14 protein-coding genes, 1 tRNA gene and 2 pseudogenes are annotated in these 17,291 nt (G+C 64.8%); 5 read left to right on the forward strand and 12 right to left on the reverse strand.

All coding sequences use genetic code 11. The annotated features are described in order from the left end of the window. Positions 1–1,600 (reverse strand): condensation domain-containing protein (locus tag A5753_RS23475; RefSeq protein WP_156655833.1); only part of this gene is annotated, 1,600 nt, incomplete at its 3' end. A 1,352-nt stretch (positions 1,601–2,952) separates the two neighbouring features. Between A5753_RS23475 and A5753_RS00065 the strand changes: the two are divergent. After that, a pseudogene (locus A5753_RS00065) lies at positions 2,953–4,505 on the forward strand (MFS transporter). Positions 4,506–4,652: 147 nt separating this feature from the next. On the opposite strand, the gene A5753_RS00070 reads toward A5753_RS00065, so the two are convergent. Next, positions 4,653–4,724: transfer RNA gene (locus tag A5753_RS00070), tRNA-Thr, on the reverse strand. A 28-nt stretch (positions 4,725–4,752) separates the two neighbouring features. Further along, entirely contained in the window at positions 4,753–5,469 is a 717-nt protein-coding gene (locus A5753_RS00075; RefSeq protein WP_067121680.1) for a hypothetical protein, read from the reverse strand. A gap of 157 nt (positions 5,470–5,626) precedes the next feature. Between A5753_RS00075 and phoP the strand changes: the two genes are divergently transcribed. Next, positions 5,627–6,346 carry a two-component system response regulator PhoP gene (gene phoP / locus A5753_RS00080; RefSeq protein ID WP_067121683.1) on the forward strand — a complete coding sequence of 240 codons (720 nt, stop codon included), beginning with the start codon at positions 5,627–5,629 and terminating at the stop codon, positions 6,344–6,346. A 40-nt stretch (positions 6,347–6,386) separates the two neighbouring features. Beyond that, a pseudogene (locus tag A5753_RS00085) lies at positions 6,387–7,845 on the forward strand (sensor histidine kinase). Here the strand turns inward: A5753_RS00085 and A5753_RS00090 are convergent. Continuing rightward, positions 7,817–8,221, reverse strand: coding sequence for an HIT family protein (locus A5753_RS00090; RefSeq protein ID WP_067121689.1), 405 nt, complete (start codon positions 8,219–8,221; stop codon positions 7,817–7,819). The pseudogene A5753_RS00085 and the gene A5753_RS00090 sit on opposite strands and share 29 nt — an antisense overlap. Before the next feature lie 158 nt (positions 8,222–8,379). Between A5753_RS00090 and A5753_RS00095 the strand changes: the two genes are divergently transcribed. Continuing rightward, positions 8,380–9,036 (forward strand): dihydrofolate reductase family protein, encoded by a 657-nt coding sequence (locus tag A5753_RS00095; protein ID WP_067121967.1) that lies wholly within the window; start codon positions 8,380–8,382, stop codon positions 9,034–9,036. 27 nt (positions 9,037–9,063) lie between these two features. Here A5753_RS00095 and A5753_RS00100 read toward each other — a convergent pair whose 3' ends face one another. The 8 genes from A5753_RS00100 to A5753_RS00135 all read right to left on the reverse strand — a co-directional run bounded on the left by A5753_RS00100 (position 9,064) and on the right by A5753_RS00135 (position 15,607). Further along, the gene (locus tag A5753_RS00100; protein ID WP_067121692.1) at positions 9,064–9,492 is read right to left on the reverse strand and encodes a ketosteroid isomerase family protein; all 429 of its coding nucleotides are present in this window, start codon (positions 9,490–9,492) and stop codon (positions 9,064–9,066) included. Positions 9,493–9,511: 19 nt separating this feature from the next. After that, the gene (locus A5753_RS00105; protein WP_067121698.1) at positions 9,512–10,639 is read right to left on the reverse strand and encodes an NDMA-dependent alcohol dehydrogenase; all 1,128 of its coding nucleotides are present in this window, start codon (positions 10,637–10,639) and stop codon (positions 9,512–9,514) included. Between the two features lie 168 nt (positions 10,640–10,807). After that, entirely contained in the window at positions 10,808–11,353 is a 546-nt protein-coding gene (locus A5753_RS00110) for a hypothetical protein (RefSeq protein ID WP_067121700.1), read from the reverse strand. Between the two features lie 4 nt (positions 11,354–11,357). Next, positions 11,358–11,567 (reverse strand): ferredoxin, encoded by a 210-nt coding sequence (locus A5753_RS00115; RefSeq protein WP_067121702.1) that lies wholly within the window; start codon positions 11,565–11,567, stop codon positions 11,358–11,360. Positions 11,568–11,579: 12 nt separating this feature from the next. Next, positions 11,580–12,935 (reverse strand): cytochrome P450, encoded by a 1,356-nt coding sequence (locus A5753_RS00120; RefSeq protein ID WP_067121703.1) that lies wholly within the window; start codon positions 12,933–12,935, stop codon positions 11,580–11,582. After that, positions 12,932–13,759 carry an SDR family oxidoreductase gene (locus A5753_RS00125; protein WP_067121705.1) on the reverse strand — a complete coding sequence of 276 codons (828 nt, stop codon included), beginning with the start codon at positions 13,757–13,759 and terminating at the stop codon, positions 12,932–12,934. The genes A5753_RS00120 and A5753_RS00125 overlap by 4 nt, the downstream gene beginning before the upstream one ends. Next, on the reverse strand, positions 13,760–14,977 hold the full coding sequence (locus A5753_RS00130) for a cytochrome P450 (RefSeq protein ID WP_067121707.1): 1,218 nt from the start codon (positions 14,975–14,977) through the stop codon (positions 13,760–13,762). Continuing rightward, a complete protein-coding gene (locus A5753_RS00135; protein ID WP_067121709.1) occupies positions 14,978–15,607 on the reverse strand; it encodes a TetR/AcrR family transcriptional regulator in 630 nt (209 codons plus the stop codon). A 207-nt stretch (positions 15,608–15,814) separates the two neighbouring features. Between A5753_RS00135 and A5753_RS00140 the strand changes: the two genes are divergently transcribed. Next, a complete protein-coding gene (locus A5753_RS00140; protein ID WP_067121969.1) occupies positions 15,815–17,284 on the forward strand; it encodes an aldehyde dehydrogenase in 1,470 nt (489 codons plus the stop codon). Positions 17,285–17,291 lie beyond the last annotated feature (7 nt).

The raw sequence follows: 17,291 nt of genomic DNA on the forward strand, positions 1-17,291 counted from the left end.
GATAAGCCGCCCCGGTCTTCAACACCGCCAAAATCGCCGTGACCGCTTCGGTGGACCGCGAAAACACCAGCGCCACATACTGTCCCGGGACCGCACCGCGGCCGGCCAACACATGTGCCACCCGATTCGACGCCTCATCGAGCTCGCGATAGGTCATCGAATCTTCGGCGCACACCACCGCCACCGCCTCCGGGGTGCGCGCCACCTGCGCAGCGAACACCGCCGGAATCGACACCCCCGTACCCGCCCGACCCAACACCGCCCGATTACCAAACGCATCCAAGCGGGCGTGCTCACCGGCGTCCAACACACCGATCGACGACAACAACCGCCTCGGATCGGCGGTCATCGCCGCCAACAGCCGCTCTAGCCGCTCGGCCAGGTCTCGCACGTCGCAATTCGAAAAGAATTGACCGTCACCGACGGTGGTGAGAAAAAGCTGATCTTCATCCCGGAAAAAGACCAGACCAAAATGCAACGGGCCGGCATGGGTGAGGGTTCCCGTTGTCGGAGCGCCGGCGAAATGTCCGGTGTGCGTCGCGGGAATTATGTTGACGGCTACCCGGTTCGACGCCTGCCCAGACCCGCCGAGACGTGTCTTGTCATCAATAGCGTGCACCGGGAACCGCTGATGTTTTAGCGCTTCGCGCATTCGCGAGTCGACGACTTTACAAAAACTAGCGACCTGCGATTCCGGAGAAGCTTTCAGTACCAGCGGAAGGAACCCGGAAACCATCCCGGGCACCGTCTGTGTTCTCGGATCAACACGCCTGCTCACCGGAAAGTCGAGGACCACCTCTGGGCTCTCAGTATCGAACGCGCGTACCAAGAGGGCACAGGCCGCCGTAATTACTGACGATCGACGCACCCCTAAGGTTTGTGATAACGCTTGCACACCTGCAACGAAAGAAGAGTCCAATTGAACCGGTTCGGAAGCCTCATCATCCCCGTCCACCGTTGAGTGTGCCGGTCGGTAGTTCGGTTCGGTTTCCGGCGGAAGATTCCTCCTCCAATAAGCCTGGTCATCGATATAATCGCCGGACGCTTCGTATTCTAATTCGCAATCAATCAAGTCGCGTAGCGGTCCGAAAAGAGCAGCTGGGATCGGCTCACCTGCAGCCAATGCAGAATAGACGTTCGCTATGCGGTGACAGACAAAAGTGAGCGCGATTCCGTCGACCACTATATGGTGGCAACACGCGAATAAGTAGAATTCTTCGGCCCGGGTCTGAAACAATGCAAATTTGAATAGCGGACCGTCGAGCGGCATCAGCGTGCGTTGAATCGATGATGCAAGCCGATAGGTGTCCTTTGCGGGATCCCGCGCACCAATGATGTTATAGCGAGCGACCTCAACATCTGGGTAGTCGACCAGCTTTTGGAAAACCCGGCCGTCCATTTCGAAAAAGGAAGCCCTAAGTGGTTCGGCCTCACGCAGCACGTAAACAATCGACTGCTGAAGCAAATCCGGGTCTACCGCGCCATCGATTCGCAGAAGTTCGCCCAGCTGCCACTTCGCGCCGAAGCGACCCGTTTTCTGCGCGAGCCAGATGTCTAGCTGTCCGCGCGTCAGCGGTAAGGCTCGGCCATCAAGTTGCATTCTTCTACCCCCGAAGATGAACTTCCCATTGCCTCGGCTCGCCGCCATCCGCCCCGCGCAGACATGAGTCGATTAGGGAAACCAACCCTACTGCTGCCCAACGAGCTGGGTCCGGCGTTTCGGCAAAGTTCTGACAAGACTCTGAGGCTTCTGCCCAACTTATGCCGCGCCGTAGGAGTGAGCCGGTTACGCTTCCGTCACTATGGATCTCGCGTTTCTCGATCTTGCGGCGGGCGACATCCGCCGGGCCCAAGGCTTCCCAAACTGCTGAACTATTCGGGGCTCGCCGGAGCTGCGTGCAACGCGCATGACCCTCGCTGACGAATCAGCAAACGCGCGCTGAGGAAAATCTCCAGCGCGCCAGTGGCGTCGCTGCGGTGCATTGCTCGGCAGCAGCCGCTGTTTGGAGCGGCGGCAAAATCGCTGGCCCCCACTTCACTTCACTCAGCCGTGCAGTCGCGTGCGCGGATACCGACCACAACCGCCCGCTGTGCGCGTCAACTCGTCGCAGTGGGCACACTTCGCCGCCATACTTTACGCACGCCTAATTGGGCTGCCTGCGGCACTTTGTTCCTCACCGTGCAATCTCGGGCCCGCCTGGCGCGTCGGCCGGGCACCACGGGATTAGGCGACGCAAGTAAAACGGCTCCGTACGGCAAGTTGCCAATTCAGGTATACAGTCTGGCTGACGCAAAAGGACGACATGGCAGCTTGGGCCGTGCAAAGCTCAATCTGACTAGGCGAAAGAACGCGACAGCGCCACGAAAGCGTAATCCCGACAGGGCTGCGTCAACGGCGCGATGATTATTCGATAACTTGACGAATCACGCTGTCTTGGCGCTGGCAGAAAGACTGCCCAGGCCGTCGCGCAGCCGCGGCTCGTCACCGGATTCGGCAGCAGCGCCAGCCAATTTGCGACATTGTCAATTCGCCTTGTCGGCTGGAAGGCAGGGATTCCACGAGGGCGAACTGGAAGTTTGGCTATGCAGCCATTCGAACTTTGGGAGGGTGTTCGATAACGGGAAACCTGGGGTGAAACAAAGAGGGGACGTCGTCCAGCGCGGCGCCCAGCGCCCCGTGTTGGTACACATTGGACATGTGCCCAATAACTGCACCCGGGTCGGAGGGGCCATCCCCCGGCACTACTTACCGACGTAGCCCCACCGAAAACGGGAACAACTGCTCCGAGTCCGCTGCCTAACGTGCCTGCAGGGATTGACTGCCCCGGTGCAACCGGACGCCCATTCGGACTTACTCGGTGACCCAGCATGTTTATCTGGCCAATTTCGCGGATAACAACTCTTCAGATTCCGTAGGGTGCCCGCTAAGCCGACTCTCGCCGCTCTTGCAGAGTGGCAGTACATCACTGGACGACACAACGCGCGAAACGAGTCCGATGCCCGTCAAACCGACCACCGCAGGCCAGACCAACAAAGACTTCCCGACCAGGCTGCCGCCGCGCTGGTTTGTCGCCGCGGTTATCGCGATCGGCGGCATGCAGCTGATGGCCACGATGGACGGGATGATCGCGGTCGTCGCCCTCCCCAGGATCCAGAACGACCTGGGCCTGTCTGATGTCGGACGGAGCTGGGTGATCACCGGGTACGTACTGACCTTTGGCGGGCTGGTACTGCTGGGCGGTCGTCTCGGCGACACCATCGGGCGCAAGCGCGCCTTCATCATCGGCGTCGCGCTGTTCACCATCGTCTCGGCGATTTGCGGCATCGCCTGGAACGGGGGCGTCCTCGTTTTGGCGCGGCTGCTGCAGGGCGTGTCCGCCGCGATCATCGCACCAACCGGGATGGCGCTGGTGGCAACCACTTTCGCGAAGGGGCCGTTGCGCAATACTGCGATGGCTGTGTTGGGCGCGATCGGCGGTCTCAGCTCGGTGCTGGGTCTGGTGGTGGGTGGCTTGCTCACCGAGGTGTCGTGGCGGTTGGTGTTTTTGGTGAACGTGCCGATCGGGCTGGTGGTGCTTTATCTGGCCTACACCGCGCTGCGGGAAACGCAAAAAGAGCGGACAAAGCTCGACGCGGCTGGGGCTGGGTTGGCGACGTTGGTCTTTACCGCGGCGGTGCTCGGCTTCTCGATGGGACCGGAGAAAGGCTGGCTGTCGCCGGTCACGATCGGTTCGGGTGTGGTGGCCCTGGGCGCTTTCATGGCGTTCGTGGTGGTGGAGCGCAGGGCAGAGAACCCGGTCGTGCCCTTCGGCTTGTTCTTCGATCGCAACCGGCTGGCCATGTTCGCGGCCATGTTTCTGGCCGGTGGGGTGATGTTCACCCTGACCCTGCTGATCGGCGTATATGTGCAGGACATCCTGGGCTACAGCACGCTGCGCGCGGGCGTGGCGTTCATCCCGTTCGCCGTCGCGGTGGGCGTCGGGGCGGGCGTGTCGTCGCGGTTGGTGATGTCGTTGCCGCCGCGGGTGGTGGTGATCTTCGGCGGCTTAGTCGTGCTGGGCGCGGTGCTGTACGCGTCGACGCTCCATCGGGGCGTACCGTACTTCCCGAATCTGGTGCTGCCCCTCGTCATCTCCGGTATCGGAATCGGCGTGATCAATGTGCCGCTCGCGCTTTCGCTGATCGCCAGCGTCGGTTTGGACCAGATTGGGCCTATATCGGCGATCTCGCTCATGCTGTCCCGCCTCGGTGGGCCGATGGTGCTGGCCGTTATCCAGGGCGTCATCACGTGGCGCACGCTGCAACTCGGCGGCACCACCGGGCCAGTGAAGTCCATGAACGCCCCCCAGTTGCATGCGCTGGACCACGGCTACACCTACGGCCTGCAATGGCTGGCCGGCGTCGCCTTGCTGGTCTGTGGCGTGGCGCTGCTCATCGGCTACAGTGCCCAGCAGGTGGCGCATGCGGCGGAAGTCAAGAAGGCCTACGACGCGGGGGAACTCTAGCTAAAGCAAAGGGGCGCAACGCCAAAGGCTAGGCCGTCGCTCAGTAATTCTGACAAGTAGCAAAGGTCCGTTGCCCGCCCATTGCGGCCAGCTCGGCTGCGCCACCTAGCCATAACGCTCGTGCGGTGCGGCGGCATATTCAGTGAGAGCCCCCTGTCAGGATTGAACTGACGACCGCTCGCTTACAAGGCGAGTGCTCTACCACTGAGCTAAGGAGGCGGGGTAAAACCGGACCCAGCCTAATCGGTCATCGGTCGCTGTCGATCACACCGGCCGAGCGCACGGCGCGCGACGACGGGCGCCGGCGGCCCGGCAGCGGAATCCGGTCGGCAATGTTGCTCAGCGGGTTGACCACCATGGTGAGCGCGATGACCGCGTCCTGCAGGGTGGCGATCGCGGGCTCGAGCGCTTCCATCCCGGGCGTCAGCCGAGCCAGGGTGTCGGCGACGTCGGCAAGCTGATCCAGCGGTCCGTTCTTTGCCGTCAACTTGTCGATAAGCCCGCCCTCGCTGAGCAGCCGGTCGGCGAGGCCGTCCTCTGCCAGCAGCCGCTCGATCAGACCGTTTTCGGCGACCAGCTGATCGGCCAGCCCACCCGGCTGCAGGGTGCGCTGCAGGGCGCCACCCTCGGCGGTCAGGCGGTCCAGCAGGCCGCCTTCCGACGTCAGCATGTCGACCACCCCGCCCGGGCGCAGCAAGCGATCGATCGGGCCATCGGGGGCTACGGCCCGGCCTAGCGGCGCGTCATCGTCGAGCAGCCTGGCCAGTCGATTGGCCCGGACGATCGCGTCGTCGATTCCGAGCATCGACGTCATCGCGGTGGTGCCGGCGGCCCCGCTCTCACCCACGGCCCGCTTCGCCACGCCGACGGCCGCGCTCGCCACGCTCAAACCCGCATCCGCGGCGGCGAGTCCCACCCGGGCGGGCGCGGTCGCAGCCGACACGATGCTTTTGGTGAGGTTCATTCCAAGAGTCTATTCACGACGCAAACCGAGCAAGGGCTTTACGTCCCAAGGCAATGCGATGACTCCTGGCAGACTACTATCAGTCTGTTGGCACTGACCATTCAGGAAGCGCACAACCTTCACATAGCAAACGCCAAGTAAGGGGCATGGGCATCTGATGACATCGGCAACCCCCAGCGACACGAAATCCGAGGCTCGCGTCCTCGTGGTCGACGACGAAGCCAACATCGTCGAGCTGCTCTCGGTCAGCCTGAAATTCCAGGGATTCGAGGTCTACACCGCAACCAACGGCGCCCAGGCCCTCGATCGGGCACGCGAGGCGCGTCCCGACGCGGTCATCCTCGACGTGATGATGCCGGGCATGGACGGCTTCGGGGTGCTGCGACGACTGCGCGCAGACGGCATCGACGCCCCCGCCCTGTTTTTGACCGCCCGGGATTCCCTGCAGGACAAGATCGCCGGCTTGACGCTGGGCGGCGATGACTATGTCACGAAGCCGTTCAGTCTCGAAGAGGTCGTCGCCCGGTTGCGGGTCATCCTTCGCCGCGCGGGCAAAGCCGGGGCCGAACCGCGCAGCGCGCGCCTGACCTTCGCCGACATTGAGCTCGACGAGGAAACGCACGAAGTGTGGAAGGCGGGTCAGCCGGTATCGCTGTCGCCGACCGAGTTCACGCTGCTGCGTTACTTTGTGATCAATGCCGGCACGGTGTTGAGCAAACCGAAGATCCTCGACCACGTGTGGCGCTACGACTTCGGAGGTGACGTCAATGTCGTCGAGTCCTACGTGTCGTATCTGCGTCGCAAGATCGACACCGGGGAAAAGCGGCTGCTGCACACCCTGCGCGGAGTGGGTTACGTATTGCGGGAACCGCGCTGAGCGGGCCCGCGGTGAGCAGCGGTAGCGAAGAAGTAGGTAGATGGTCAGCAAGCCTTCACGTGGACTGCCCCTCCGGATAGGGCTCGTCGCCGCCACCCTGGCCCTGGTCGCCTGCGGCCTCGCCGTCTCCGGCGTCGCGGTGACGTCCATCCTGCGACACAGTCTGGTCAGCCGCATCGACTCCACGCTGCTCGACGCGTCCCGCGGCTGGGCGCAGGCCCCGCGGCGGCAATCGCCGCCGTCCTTCAACGGTCCCGACCCGGGCCGGCCGCCGTCGAAGTTCTACGTGCGTGGCGTCAGCACCGACGGCACCCCGTTCACGGCCATCAACGACCGCAACGCCGAACCGGCGCTACCAGCCGACAACGACGTGGGCCCCAACCCGACGACGCTGCCGTCAGTGAACGGCTCAGACATTCAGTGGCGGGCCGTCTCGGTGCACGGTCCGCATGGGCTGACCACGGTCGCGATCGACCTGTCCGACGTCCAGCACACGCTCACCTCGCTGGTCTGGTTGCAGATGGGCATCGGCGTGGCGGTGCTGGCCGTGGTCGGGATCGCCAGCTTCGCGGTGGTGCAACGCAGCCTGCGGCCGCTGGTCGAGGTCGAGCGGACCGCCGCGGCGATCGCCTCCGGCCAGCTGGATCGCCGTGTGCCAGAACGAGATCCGCGCACCGAGGTGGGCCGGCTGTCGCAGGCGCTCAACGGGATGCTCGCGCAGATTCAGCAAGCGCTGGCGTCCTCGGAGTCCTCCGCCGAGAAGGCTCGCGGCTCCGAGGACCGGATGCGGCGGTTCATCACCGACGCCAGCCACGAACTGCGCACCCCGCTGACCACCATCCGCGGTTTCGCCGAGCTGTATCGGCAGGGCGCCGCCCGCGACGTCGCGATGCTGTTGTCGCGGATCGAAAGCGAGGCGTCCCGGATGGGCCTACTGGTCGACGACTTGCTGCTGCTGGCCCGCCTCGATGTGCAGCGCCCCCTCGAACACCATCGGGTGGATCTGCTGGCGCTGGCCAGCGATGCCGTGCACGACGGGCAGGCGATGGACCCCGGGCGCACCATCACCATGGAGGTCCTCGACGGGCCCGGCACCCCGGAGGTGCTCGGTGACGAGGCGCGGATCCGCCAGGTGTTGAGCAATTTGGTCGCCAACGCTTTGCAGCACACCCCGGAAAGCGCCGACGTCACCGTGCGGGTGGGCACCGACGGCGACCACGCGGTGCTCGAAGTGGCGGACCAGGGTCCGGGCATGAACCAGGAGGACGCCTCGCGCGTCTTCGAGCGGTTTTATCGGACCGACTCGTCGCGGGCGCGGGCCAGCGGCGGCACCGGCCTGGGGCTATCCATCGTCGAGTCGTTGGTGCGTGCGCACGGCGGTGTTGTCAGCGTGACCACCGCGCCCGGCGAGGGCTGCCGTTTCCGGGTGATGCTGCCCCGCATCAGTGACGTGCCGACGCACGAGCCGGTTCACGCCAACTGAGCCAGCGCCGCCTTGATCCTGGCCTGGGCCTCGTCCAACGATTCCGCCGACGGGTTGCGGTCGACTCCTGCGAAGCCGAAGTCGCTGAGGCTGCGCGTGGGAAAGACGTGCACGTGCAGGTGCGGCACCTCGAGCCCGGCGATGATCAGGCCGGAGCGCTCGGTTCGGAAGGCCTTGCACACGGCCTTGCCGATCAACTGACTCACGGACATGACCCGGGCGAAGGCCGACCCGTCCACGTCCTGCCAGTTGTCGATCTCGGCGCGCGGCACGACGAGCGTGTGCCCCTGCGTCATCGGCTCGATCGTCAGGAACGCGACGACGTCGTCGTCCTCGTAGACGAAGCGGCCGGGGAGTTCGCGGTTGATGATCTTGGTGAAGATCGACGCCATGGGCCCCAGCATAGGTGCGCCGACATTGCAGCAGCGGCTGTGGTCGCCCTCGCGCCACGCCGCGAAGCAACCTCGGTGACCATACCGATGAGTTCGGCCGCCGTCTCGGGTCAATCCTGCGACGCCCCACAACGCGGATGTATTCAGGAGACCTCACCATGTCACGAGTGCGCGTGCACAACTTTTCGATTTCCCTCGACGGCTTCGGTACGGGTATCGGCCAAAGCATGGACGCGCCGTTCGGGCACGCCGGCGGACGGCTACACGAGTGGTTCTTCGCGACGCGGACCTTCCGCGCCATGCACGGCGAGTCGGGCGGGGCCACCGGCATCGACGACGCCTTGGCCAGCCAATGGGCGCCGGGCATCGGCGCCGAAATCATGGGACGCAATAAGTTCGGGCCGCAGCGCGGACCATGGACCGGCCAAGACGGCGGCGAGGAATGGAAAGGCTGGTGGGGCTCCGAGCCGCCGTTTCACACACCGGTCTTCGTGCTCACCCACCACCCACGACCCCCGATCGAGATGGACGGTGGCACCACGTTCCACTTCATCGACGCCGGTCCCACGGAATCCCTTGAGATAGCCCGAAAAGCCGCCGGGGGCAGCGACATTCGCCTGGGCGGGGGACCGTCGAGCGTCCGCCAATTCCTCGAAGCCGATCTCGTCGACCACATGCACATCGCGCTGGTGCCGATCATCTTGGGGCGCGGCGAGTCGTTGTGGACGGGGCTGGAGGGCCTCGAACAGCGATTCGACCTTGAGTCGGTGAGCAGCCCCAGCGGCGTCGTGCACCTGATCTTCACGCGCCGCTAGGAAGATCGCCGTGGCTCGAGGGCCGGCTCAGTCCTGTTTGCCGAACTGCATCATGTCGAGGTTCCAGTAGCCGCGCATGTTGGTGATCAGGCCCGCGTCATTGACCTTGTAGGTGAACACGCCACGCACCGAGCTGGTGAAGCCGCCGTCGAACTTGCTGTTGAGCACCAGGATGTGGGCGATCTCGTCGGGCGAACTCGACGGGAAGGTCTCCTCGCAGGTGATGGAGAGTTGGTTGGCGGCGATGTTGGTGTCGAAGAACGCGCCGACGGCCTCCTTGCCGCGGACCCCGGTGCCGTCCGGGTTGGTGACGGACTTGCCGATCGGATCTTCGATGACGACGTCGTCGGACATCAGCGCCAGCCAGCCCGCCCGGTCGTGCGCCTGAACGCACCGCCACGATGACTGGGACGCGGCCAGGGCCGGGGATGCCTGGGCCTCTGCGGTTTCGGTCATTTTCTTAGCAGCCGCCGGTCTACCGGTCTGCGTCGGTGAACCGGATGACGCCGCGAATGTTCTTGCCGTCCAACATGTCCTGGTAGCCGTCGTTGATCTGCTCCAGCTTGTACTGGCGGGTGATCATGTCGTCCAGGTTCAGCTTGCCGGCCTTGTACATCGACAGCAGCTGCGGGATGTCGTACTGCGGGTTGCCGCCACCGAAGATGGTGCCCTGCAGGTTCTTCTGCATCAGCGTCAGCATCGCCAGGTTCAGGGTGACGTTGGTGTCCAGCAGGCTGCCGATGGCGGTCAGCACGCAGGTGCCGCCTTTTTGGGTGATGTTCAGGTAGTTGTCGATGTCGGCGCCCTGCAGCTCGCCCACGGTGACCACGACCTTGTGGGCCATCAGGCCGTAGGTGACCTCAGCCATGCCCGCCATCGCGGCCATGATGTCGGGGTAGACGTGGGTGGCGCCGAACTTGAGCGCCTGGTCGCGCTTCCACTCGACGGGGTCGATCGCGAAGATGTAGCGGGCGCCGGCGTTGACGGCTCCCTGCAGCGCCGCCATGCCGACCCCGCCGACGCCGACGATGGCGACGTCCTGGCCCGGGCGGATGTCGGCGGTGCGGACCGACGAACCGTAACCGGTGGTGACGCCGCAACCGACCAGCGCGGCGACCTCGAACGGGACGGACGGGTCGATCTTCACCACCGAGCTACGGTGCACGACCATGTACGGGGAGAACGTGCCCAGCAGCGTCATCGGGAAGACGTTCTGGCCGCGGGCCTGGATGCGGAAGGTGCCGTCGGACACCGCGGCACCACCCAGCAGGCCGGCGCCCAGGTCGCACAGGTTGCGCATGCCCGCCTGACAGGTCGGACACTGACCACACGACGGGATGAACGACAACACCACGTGGTCACCCGGCTCGATGTCCTCCACTCCCGGACCGACCTCGGTGACGATGCCCGCGCCCTCGTGGCCGCCCAGCACCGGGAATCCGGCCATCGGGATGCCCCCGGTGACCAGGTGATGGTCGGAGTGGCACATGCCCGCGGCTTCCATCTGGATCTTGACCTCATGTGCCTGCGGGTCGCCGATTTCGATTTCCTCGATAGACCAGGGCTGGTTGAACTCCCAGATCAGTGCGCCTTTTGTCTTCACGATGGTCCTGACCCCATTTCGCCTTTGAATCGATCAGTGCTGACCGGCCCCTTCATGCCGGCCAGCTGGGTGACGAGTGCCACAGGCACCCTTGTCGCGTCAGCATAGCGCGTGCAACGAATCAAATGCTTGGTTGGCTCCCGCGGTCCGCCATGACGAGGTCAGCGGTCACCAAATCGGGACGGGTGCCTCGCCAAGCGGGTAGTAGCCGGGCAGCTTTTCGCCGGCGAGGCTGCGTTCGATGCGCTTCTGCATGCCCTCGCTCAGGTCCCCGGACTCGATGAGTTTGCCGAACATGTACGCGACGTGGCCGAAGTCGAAGAAGTCGCGCTGCCACTCGATGAGCTGGTCGCTGTTGAGGCGGAACCAGCTGCCGCCGATGCCGTAGATCTCGTCCTGGGTGCCGTCGGCCTTGTTGACGATCTGTTTCCAGAAGCCGACGATCTCTCCCTGCTTCTCGTCGATGAGCACCTTCTGGTACTCGTAGACCCAGTTCTCCAGGCCCTCCATCTCCAGGCCCAGGGCGACGTCGCGGATCTCGTCGACGCCCACGCACATCACGTCTTCCTTGGGCCCGATGTTCCAGCCGTACGTGGCGTCTGGGGTGTAGAAGTCGGCCAACGGCCGCCAGTCACCGGCCTTTTCGCAGTCCTTGTTGGCCTGCAGCCAGCGGTCGACCCATGCCTCGAGGTCTGCACGCGAATGTGACGCCATTGTCCTAGTCTTCTTTCTCTTTGATGAATAGTGCTTGCGTTGGGCACATATCGACCGCGCGCTCGACTTCCTCGCGGGCGTCTTCGGGCGGTTCGGGGTCGACGATTTCGACCTTGCCCCGCTTAGGTACCCGGAAGTAGGCGGGCGCCTCCAGTTCGCACATGGCGTGGCCCTGACACAAATCCAGGTCCGCTTCGATTCTGAACCCGCCCATCGGACTTACTCCTTACGCGCTGCGCTTGCGGTATCGGACCTTGGCCGGCCGCGCGAGCTGCACCACCATCTTGGAGTGGTCGTTGTGATAGCTGTCTGCCGGCTGGGCCATCTCAAACTCGTACTCGCGCAACAGGACCGAGAAGATCGCCTTGATCTGCATCTGGGCGAAGGCGGCGCCGACGCACCGGTGCCGGCCCGCGCCGAACGGGATCCAGGTCCACCGGTTGACGATGTCGGCCTGCTCGGGCTTGTTGTAGCGATCGGGCTTGAACGCGTCGGGGTCGGGGAAGTCCTTCGGAATCCGGTTCGAGATCGCCGGGGAGGCCGCTACGTAGTCGCCGTCGTGAATCGGAAAACCTTCGACCTCGAACTCGCCCTTGGCGACCCGCATCAGGATGATCAGCGGCGGGTGCAGGCGCAGGGTTTCCTTGACCACGTTGTCCAGTTTCGGAATCGACCGCAGCGCATGGAAACTCACCTCTTGGCCATCGGCATAGAGCTCCTCGATCTCGGCCTGCACCTCGGCGTACACGTCGGGATGGCGAATCAGCTCGATCAACGTCCACGCCGAGGTCCCCGAACTGGTGTGGTGCCCCGCGAACATCAGTGAGATGAACATGCCGGTGACCTCGTCGGCGGAGAACCGCGGGTTCCCATCCTCGTCCTTGATCGACACGAGCACGTCGAGCATGTCGCGGTCGCTCTTGTCCTTCGGCGGGTTGGATAGCCGCTGGTTCATGATTTCCTGCACCAGCGCAACGAGTTTGACCCGGGCCTCGTCGCGACGCCGAAAGCTCTCGATCGGCAGGTAGGGATCGACGTAACACAACGGGTCGGTGCCGCGCTCGAGCTCGTGGTAGTACTCCGCGAACCGGTGGTCGAGCTGGTTGCGGAATTTCACACCGATCAGGCAGGCCGTCGAGGTGTAGATGGTCAACTCGGAGAAGAAGTCGAGCAGCTCGATCTCGCCCTCGTCGCCCCAGTCCGCGATCATTCCCTTGACCTGAGCCTCGATGGTCGCGGCGTGGCCCTTCATCTGCTCGCCGCGCAGCGCCGAGTTGTGCAGCATCTCCTTGCGTCGCTCCGGGCTGGCGTCGAACACCACGCCCTTGCCGAAGATCGGCGCCATGAACGGGTACGCCGCAGCCTGGTCGAGGTCTTCGTCGGCGGACCGGAAGAAGAACTCGTTGGCACCCGCGCCGGAGAGCAGGATGACATGTTTGTCCACCAGCTGGAACCAGCCGACGTCCCCGCACTCGTCGCGGACGCGTTGCATCAATCCGATTGGGTCGGTGCGGAATTCCTCGAGATGGCCATGCTCTTCTTCGCCACCGGATACCCGCGGCACAGTCGCCGTCGTGGTCATTGTCCTGGCATCCCCTCTTCGCCGAGTGCGAGTTTCTGGCGATCTTTGTTGTCGGACAACGGGGCTTCGGGTTGAAGCTCCATGTTCGCGATGAAGCCACCGCGCGGTGTCTCGGCGACGAACGTGATGGCCCGTCCCAAATCCGCTGCGCGCAGGAAGTAGTCGTGGCGGGCCTGGCCCCATTTGGCCCAGTCCTCCAGTGCGGGGCCGATCTTCTCGGGCGGCAGGCTCCAACCCATCGAGGTCTTCGTCGGGCCGGGGTGCACGATAGATGCCCGCACACCGGTGCCCTCGAGCTCCATCTGGAAGTTGGTGACCATCGCGACGAGTGCGGCCTTGGCGGCGCCGTAGGCGCCCATGTGTGGGCGTTGGCGCAAGGCGACATCGGAACCCACGAAGATCAGGTCGCCGCGCCGCCGCTCCAGCATGCCCGGCAGGACGGCCGAGGCCAAGCGGAAGGCGCCGACCAGGTGGATCTGCAGCTGCGACTCGAACTCGTCGCCTGCGATCTCGGCGAGCTTGCCGAAGTAGGTGTCACCGGCGCCGGCCACCAGCACTTCGATGTCACCGAGCGCGCCGGTCGACTGTGCGACAAAGGATTTCACCGAGTTCGGATCGGTGACGTCCAGGTGGAACCCGACCGCCTCACCGCCGTTGGCGTTGATCTTGCCGACGATGTCGTCGAGCTTCTCGACCCGGCGCGCACCCAGGGCGACCGGGAAGCCGTGCGCGGCGAGCTCGATGGCGGTGGCCTCTCCGATGCCGGAGGAAGCGCCGGCCACGATGGCGGGCCGGCGTTCGGGCAAGGGTTCAAACCGGGGCATTCAACGGACCTCCACGCTCATGGGTAGGTGAGCGAATCCGCGGACATTGCTCGAGTGGACGCGGACGGCGTTGGCCTCGTCCACCTCGTATCCGCGGATTCGCTTGAACAACTCGGTGAGCGCGACCCGGGCTTCCATCCGCGCCAGATGCGCGCCCAGGCAGAAGTGTGCGCCGCTACCGAAACTCAATAGTTTGGGCCCGATTTCGCGCCCGATCAGGTAGTCGTCAGGGTTATCGAAGGCTCGCTCGTCGCGATGCCCGGATCCGGGCAACAGCAACAGGACGTCGCCCTCGGGGATGGTGGTGTCGTAGAGGGTCAGCTCGCCCGCCACGGTACGAGCCAGGATCTGGCTGGAGGTGTCGTAGCGCAAGGTCTCCTCGACCCACAGCGGCACCCGCGACAGATCTTGGTAGACCGGCGCGAGTTGATCCGGGTTCTTGTGACCCCAAAACGCGGCATTGGCAAGCAGTTTGGTGGTCGTCTCGTTACCGGCGATCACCATCAGGAACATGAACCCGAGCACTTCGTCGTCGGTGAGCCGGTCGCCGTCGATCTCGGCCTCCAGCAGCGCCGAGGTCAGGTCGTCGGTCGGCTTCTCGCGCCGCGCGGCCACCATTTGCTGGTAGTAAACGATCAGGTTGAGCGAGGCCTCAACCGCCTCCGGCGGCACGTCGGTGACACCTTCCTCGCGGTGCATCACCCCGTCGGCCCAGGCCCGAACCTGATCCCGATCCGGCTCGGGGACCCCCATCAACTCGGAGATGACGTCCATGGGCAGCTTGCCGGCGAATTCGTCGACGTAGTCGACCGCACCGTTTTTGGCCTTGTCGAGCATCGTGTCGAGATGCTGGGTCGCGATCTCGGTGACGCGCGACTCGAGTTCGCGAATCCGGCGCGGGGTGAAGCCTTTTGAGACGAGCGTCCGCAGCCGCAGATGGGCCGGGTCGTCCATCGCCAGAAACGACATCGTCTTGCTGGCGTGCGGGCCCCGCGACGCGGGGTCCAGCGACACGCCGTACTTGTTGGAAAGTGTTGTGCTGTTGCGGAATCCCTGCAGCACGTCTTGGTGCCGCGAGAGCGCCCAGAACTTCAGTTCGTCATTGCGATACAGCGGGGCCTCGTCGCGCAGCCGCTGGTAGTACGGGTACGGATCTTCGTGGAAGTCGTAGTCGTAGGGATCGAGGACCAGCTCGTGGTCGCCCACATGGACGGTCATTTAAGTTCTTGTCTCCTGGCTTGTCGTCCCGGGCAGAATCAGACTCACTACGTAGGCCAATCGGTCGGCGATCTGGTGATAGGTGAACTGGCCACTGGCCGCCTGCACCAATGCGCCGAAGAAAGCCATCTCCAGCGCGGCCACCGTGTTCGGGTCGGCTCCGGGCCCGATGGCCGACGCGATGCGGCGGTGGATCTCCGCGCCAATGCGATCACGCACTGCACCCACCGCCGGGTCCGTGCCACCGCCGAGCAGCGCCGTCGTGCACGCCGCGCCGACCTCGGGTTCGTCGGCGACCACCAGCGCCAGGTGACGCAACACCTTGTCCACCCGGGCGGGCATCGGGTCGTTGACGTCGGTGAAGAACGGCACCCGCCGCACCAGATCCAGATACACCTCGGCGATCAGGTGGTTCTTCGACGAGAAGTAGGTGTACGCCGTGGCCGGGGCGACTTTGGCGCGGGCGGCGACCGCGCGCACCGTCAGGTCGGCGTACGACTTCTCCCGCAGGGTCTCGATGCCGGCCGCCAGCACCTTGCGGAAGGTCTCCTCCTGGCGACGGTTGCGCGCCGGCTGACCGGTGTGGCGGTCGTTGTCGGACGGGATCGTCACCAGTGCTTCGCTGGACACATGTCCAAGCTAGTGGACTGAAACCGAGAGAAGCAAGCCCGCTCCACAAAAACACAGTTCACAAGGCATTGTCTGCTGCCCGACGAGCAGTATCAGAGATCGGCTCTTGCACCTTCGGGCGGCCGACGACTATGGTTCTATCGGACAATATCGGACAACTGTCCACTAGATGGCGTGGCGGCCGCCGCGCGCAGACGGGAGCGGGACATGGCCTTGTTGGCCGACGGCGTGAGTGAACTGTTCATCGACGGCAAGCTGTCGGCCGGTAGCGCCGGCAACTTTCCCACGGTGAACCCGGCGACCGAGGAGGTGCTGGGCGTCGCCGCCAACGCCGACGCCACCGACATGGACCGCGCGATCGACGCCGCGCGGCGTGCTTTCGACGAGACGAACTGGTCCCGTAACACCGAATTGCGGGTGCGTTGCATACGACAGCTGCGCGACGCGATGCGCGACCACATCGAGGAACTGCGCGACATCACCATCGCCGAGGTAGGCGCCCCGCGGATGCTCACCTCGGCCGCCCAATTGGAGGGACCGGTCGCCGACCTGAGCTTCGCGGCCGACACCGCCGAGACCTACGAGTGGAATCAGGACCTCGGCCAGGCATCGCCGATGGGCATCCCGACCCGGCGGACGGTCGCACGCGAAGCCGTCGGCGTCGTCGGTGCGATCACCCCGTGGAATTTCCCGCACCAGATCAACCTCGCCAAGCTGGGCCCCGCGCTGGCCGCCGGCAACACCGTGGTGCTCAAGCCCGCACCGGACACCCCCTGGTGTGCCGCCGTGCTCGGCGAAATCATCGCCGAGCACACCGACTTCCCGCCCGGTGTCATCAATGTCATCACGTCGAACGACCACCGAATGGGGGCGCTGCTCTCGAAAGACCCTCGGGTGGATATGGTTTCGTTCACCGGATCGACCGCGACCGGCCGCAGCGTCATGGGCGACGCCGCCGCGACCATCAAGCGGGTGTTCCTGGAGCTGGGCGGCAAGTCGGCGTTCGTCGTTCTCGACGACGCCGACCTGGGCGGGGCGTGCTCCATGTCGGCATTCACCGCGGCCATGCACGCCGGGCAGGGCTGCGCAATCACGACCCGGCTGGTGGTTCCGCGGGCCCGCTATGACGAGGCCGTCGCCATCGCGGCGGGCACCATGGGCTCGATCAAACCCGGCGACCCCGACGACTCCGGAACAGTTTGTGGCCCGGTGATTTCCGCCCGGCAACGGGATCGCGTGCAGAGCTACCTCGATCTGGCGATCGCCGAGGGCGGGACGTTCGCCTGCGGCGGTGGCCGTCCGGCGGACAAGGACCGCGGGTTCTTCATCGAGCCCACCGTGATCGCCGGCCTGACCAATGACGCGCGTCCCGCCCGGGAGGAGATCTTCGGACCGGTGCTCACCGTGATCGCCTACGACGGCGAAGACGATGCGTTGCGCATCGCCAACGACTCGCCATATGGCTTGTCGGGCACCGTGTTCGGCGCGGACCCCGAACGCGCGGCCAACTTCGCCGCGCGGATGCGGGTGGGAACCGTCAATGTTAACGGCGGTGTCTGGTATTCGGCCGACGCGCCGTTCGGCGGATACAAACAGTCCGGGAACGGGCGAGAAATGGGCTTGGCCGGCTTCGAGGAGTACCTGGAAGTCAAAACCATTGCCACAGCCGTGCAGTGACCCGCCG

Source organism: Mycobacterium sp. 852002-51971_SCH5477799-a, assembly GCF_001667145.1.
GTDB lineage: Bacteria > Actinomycetota > Actinomycetes > Mycobacteriales > Mycobacteriaceae > Mycobacterium.

Coding starts and splice junctions, on each gene's coding strand:
- A5753_RS00110 (WP_067121700.1), bottom strand. CDS start 11,353: ATGGCGTCACATTCGCGTGCAGACCTCGAGGCATGGGTCGACCGCTGG.
- A5753_RS00125 (WP_067121705.1), bottom strand. CDS start 13,759: ATGCCCCGGTTTGAACCCTTGCCCGAACGCCGGCCCGCCATCGTGGCC.
- A5753_RS00095 (WP_067121967.1), top strand. CDS start 8,380: ATGTCACGAGTGCGCGTGCACAACTTTTCGATTTCCCTCGACGGCTTC.
- A5753_RS00120 (WP_067121703.1), bottom strand. CDS start 12,935: ATGACCACGACGGCGACTGTGCCGCGGGTATCCGGTGGCGAAGAAGAG.
- A5753_RS00115 (WP_067121702.1), bottom strand. CDS start 11,567: ATGGGCGGGTTCAGAATCGAAGCGGACCTGGATTTGTGTCAGGGCCAC.
- A5753_RS00090 (WP_067121689.1), bottom strand. CDS start 8,221: ATGGCGTCGATCTTCACCAAGATCATCAACCGCGAACTCCCCGGCCGC.
- A5753_RS00075 (WP_067121680.1), bottom strand. CDS start 5,469: ATGAACCTCACCAAAAGCATCGTGTCGGCTGCGACCGCGCCCGCCCGG.
- phoP (WP_067121683.1), top strand. CDS start 5,627: ATGACATCGGCAACCCCCAGCGACACGAAATCCGAGGCTCGCGTCCTC.
- A5753_RS00100 (WP_067121692.1), bottom strand. CDS start 9,492: ATGACCGAAACCGCAGAGGCCCAGGCATCCCCGGCCCTGGCCGCGTCC.
- A5753_RS00140 (WP_067121969.1), top strand. CDS start 15,815: ATGGCCTTGTTGGCCGACGGCGTGAGTGAACTGTTCATCGACGGCAAG.
- A5753_RS00130 (WP_067121707.1), bottom strand. CDS start 14,977: ATGACCGTCCATGTGGGCGACCACGAGCTGGTCCTCGATCCCTACGAC.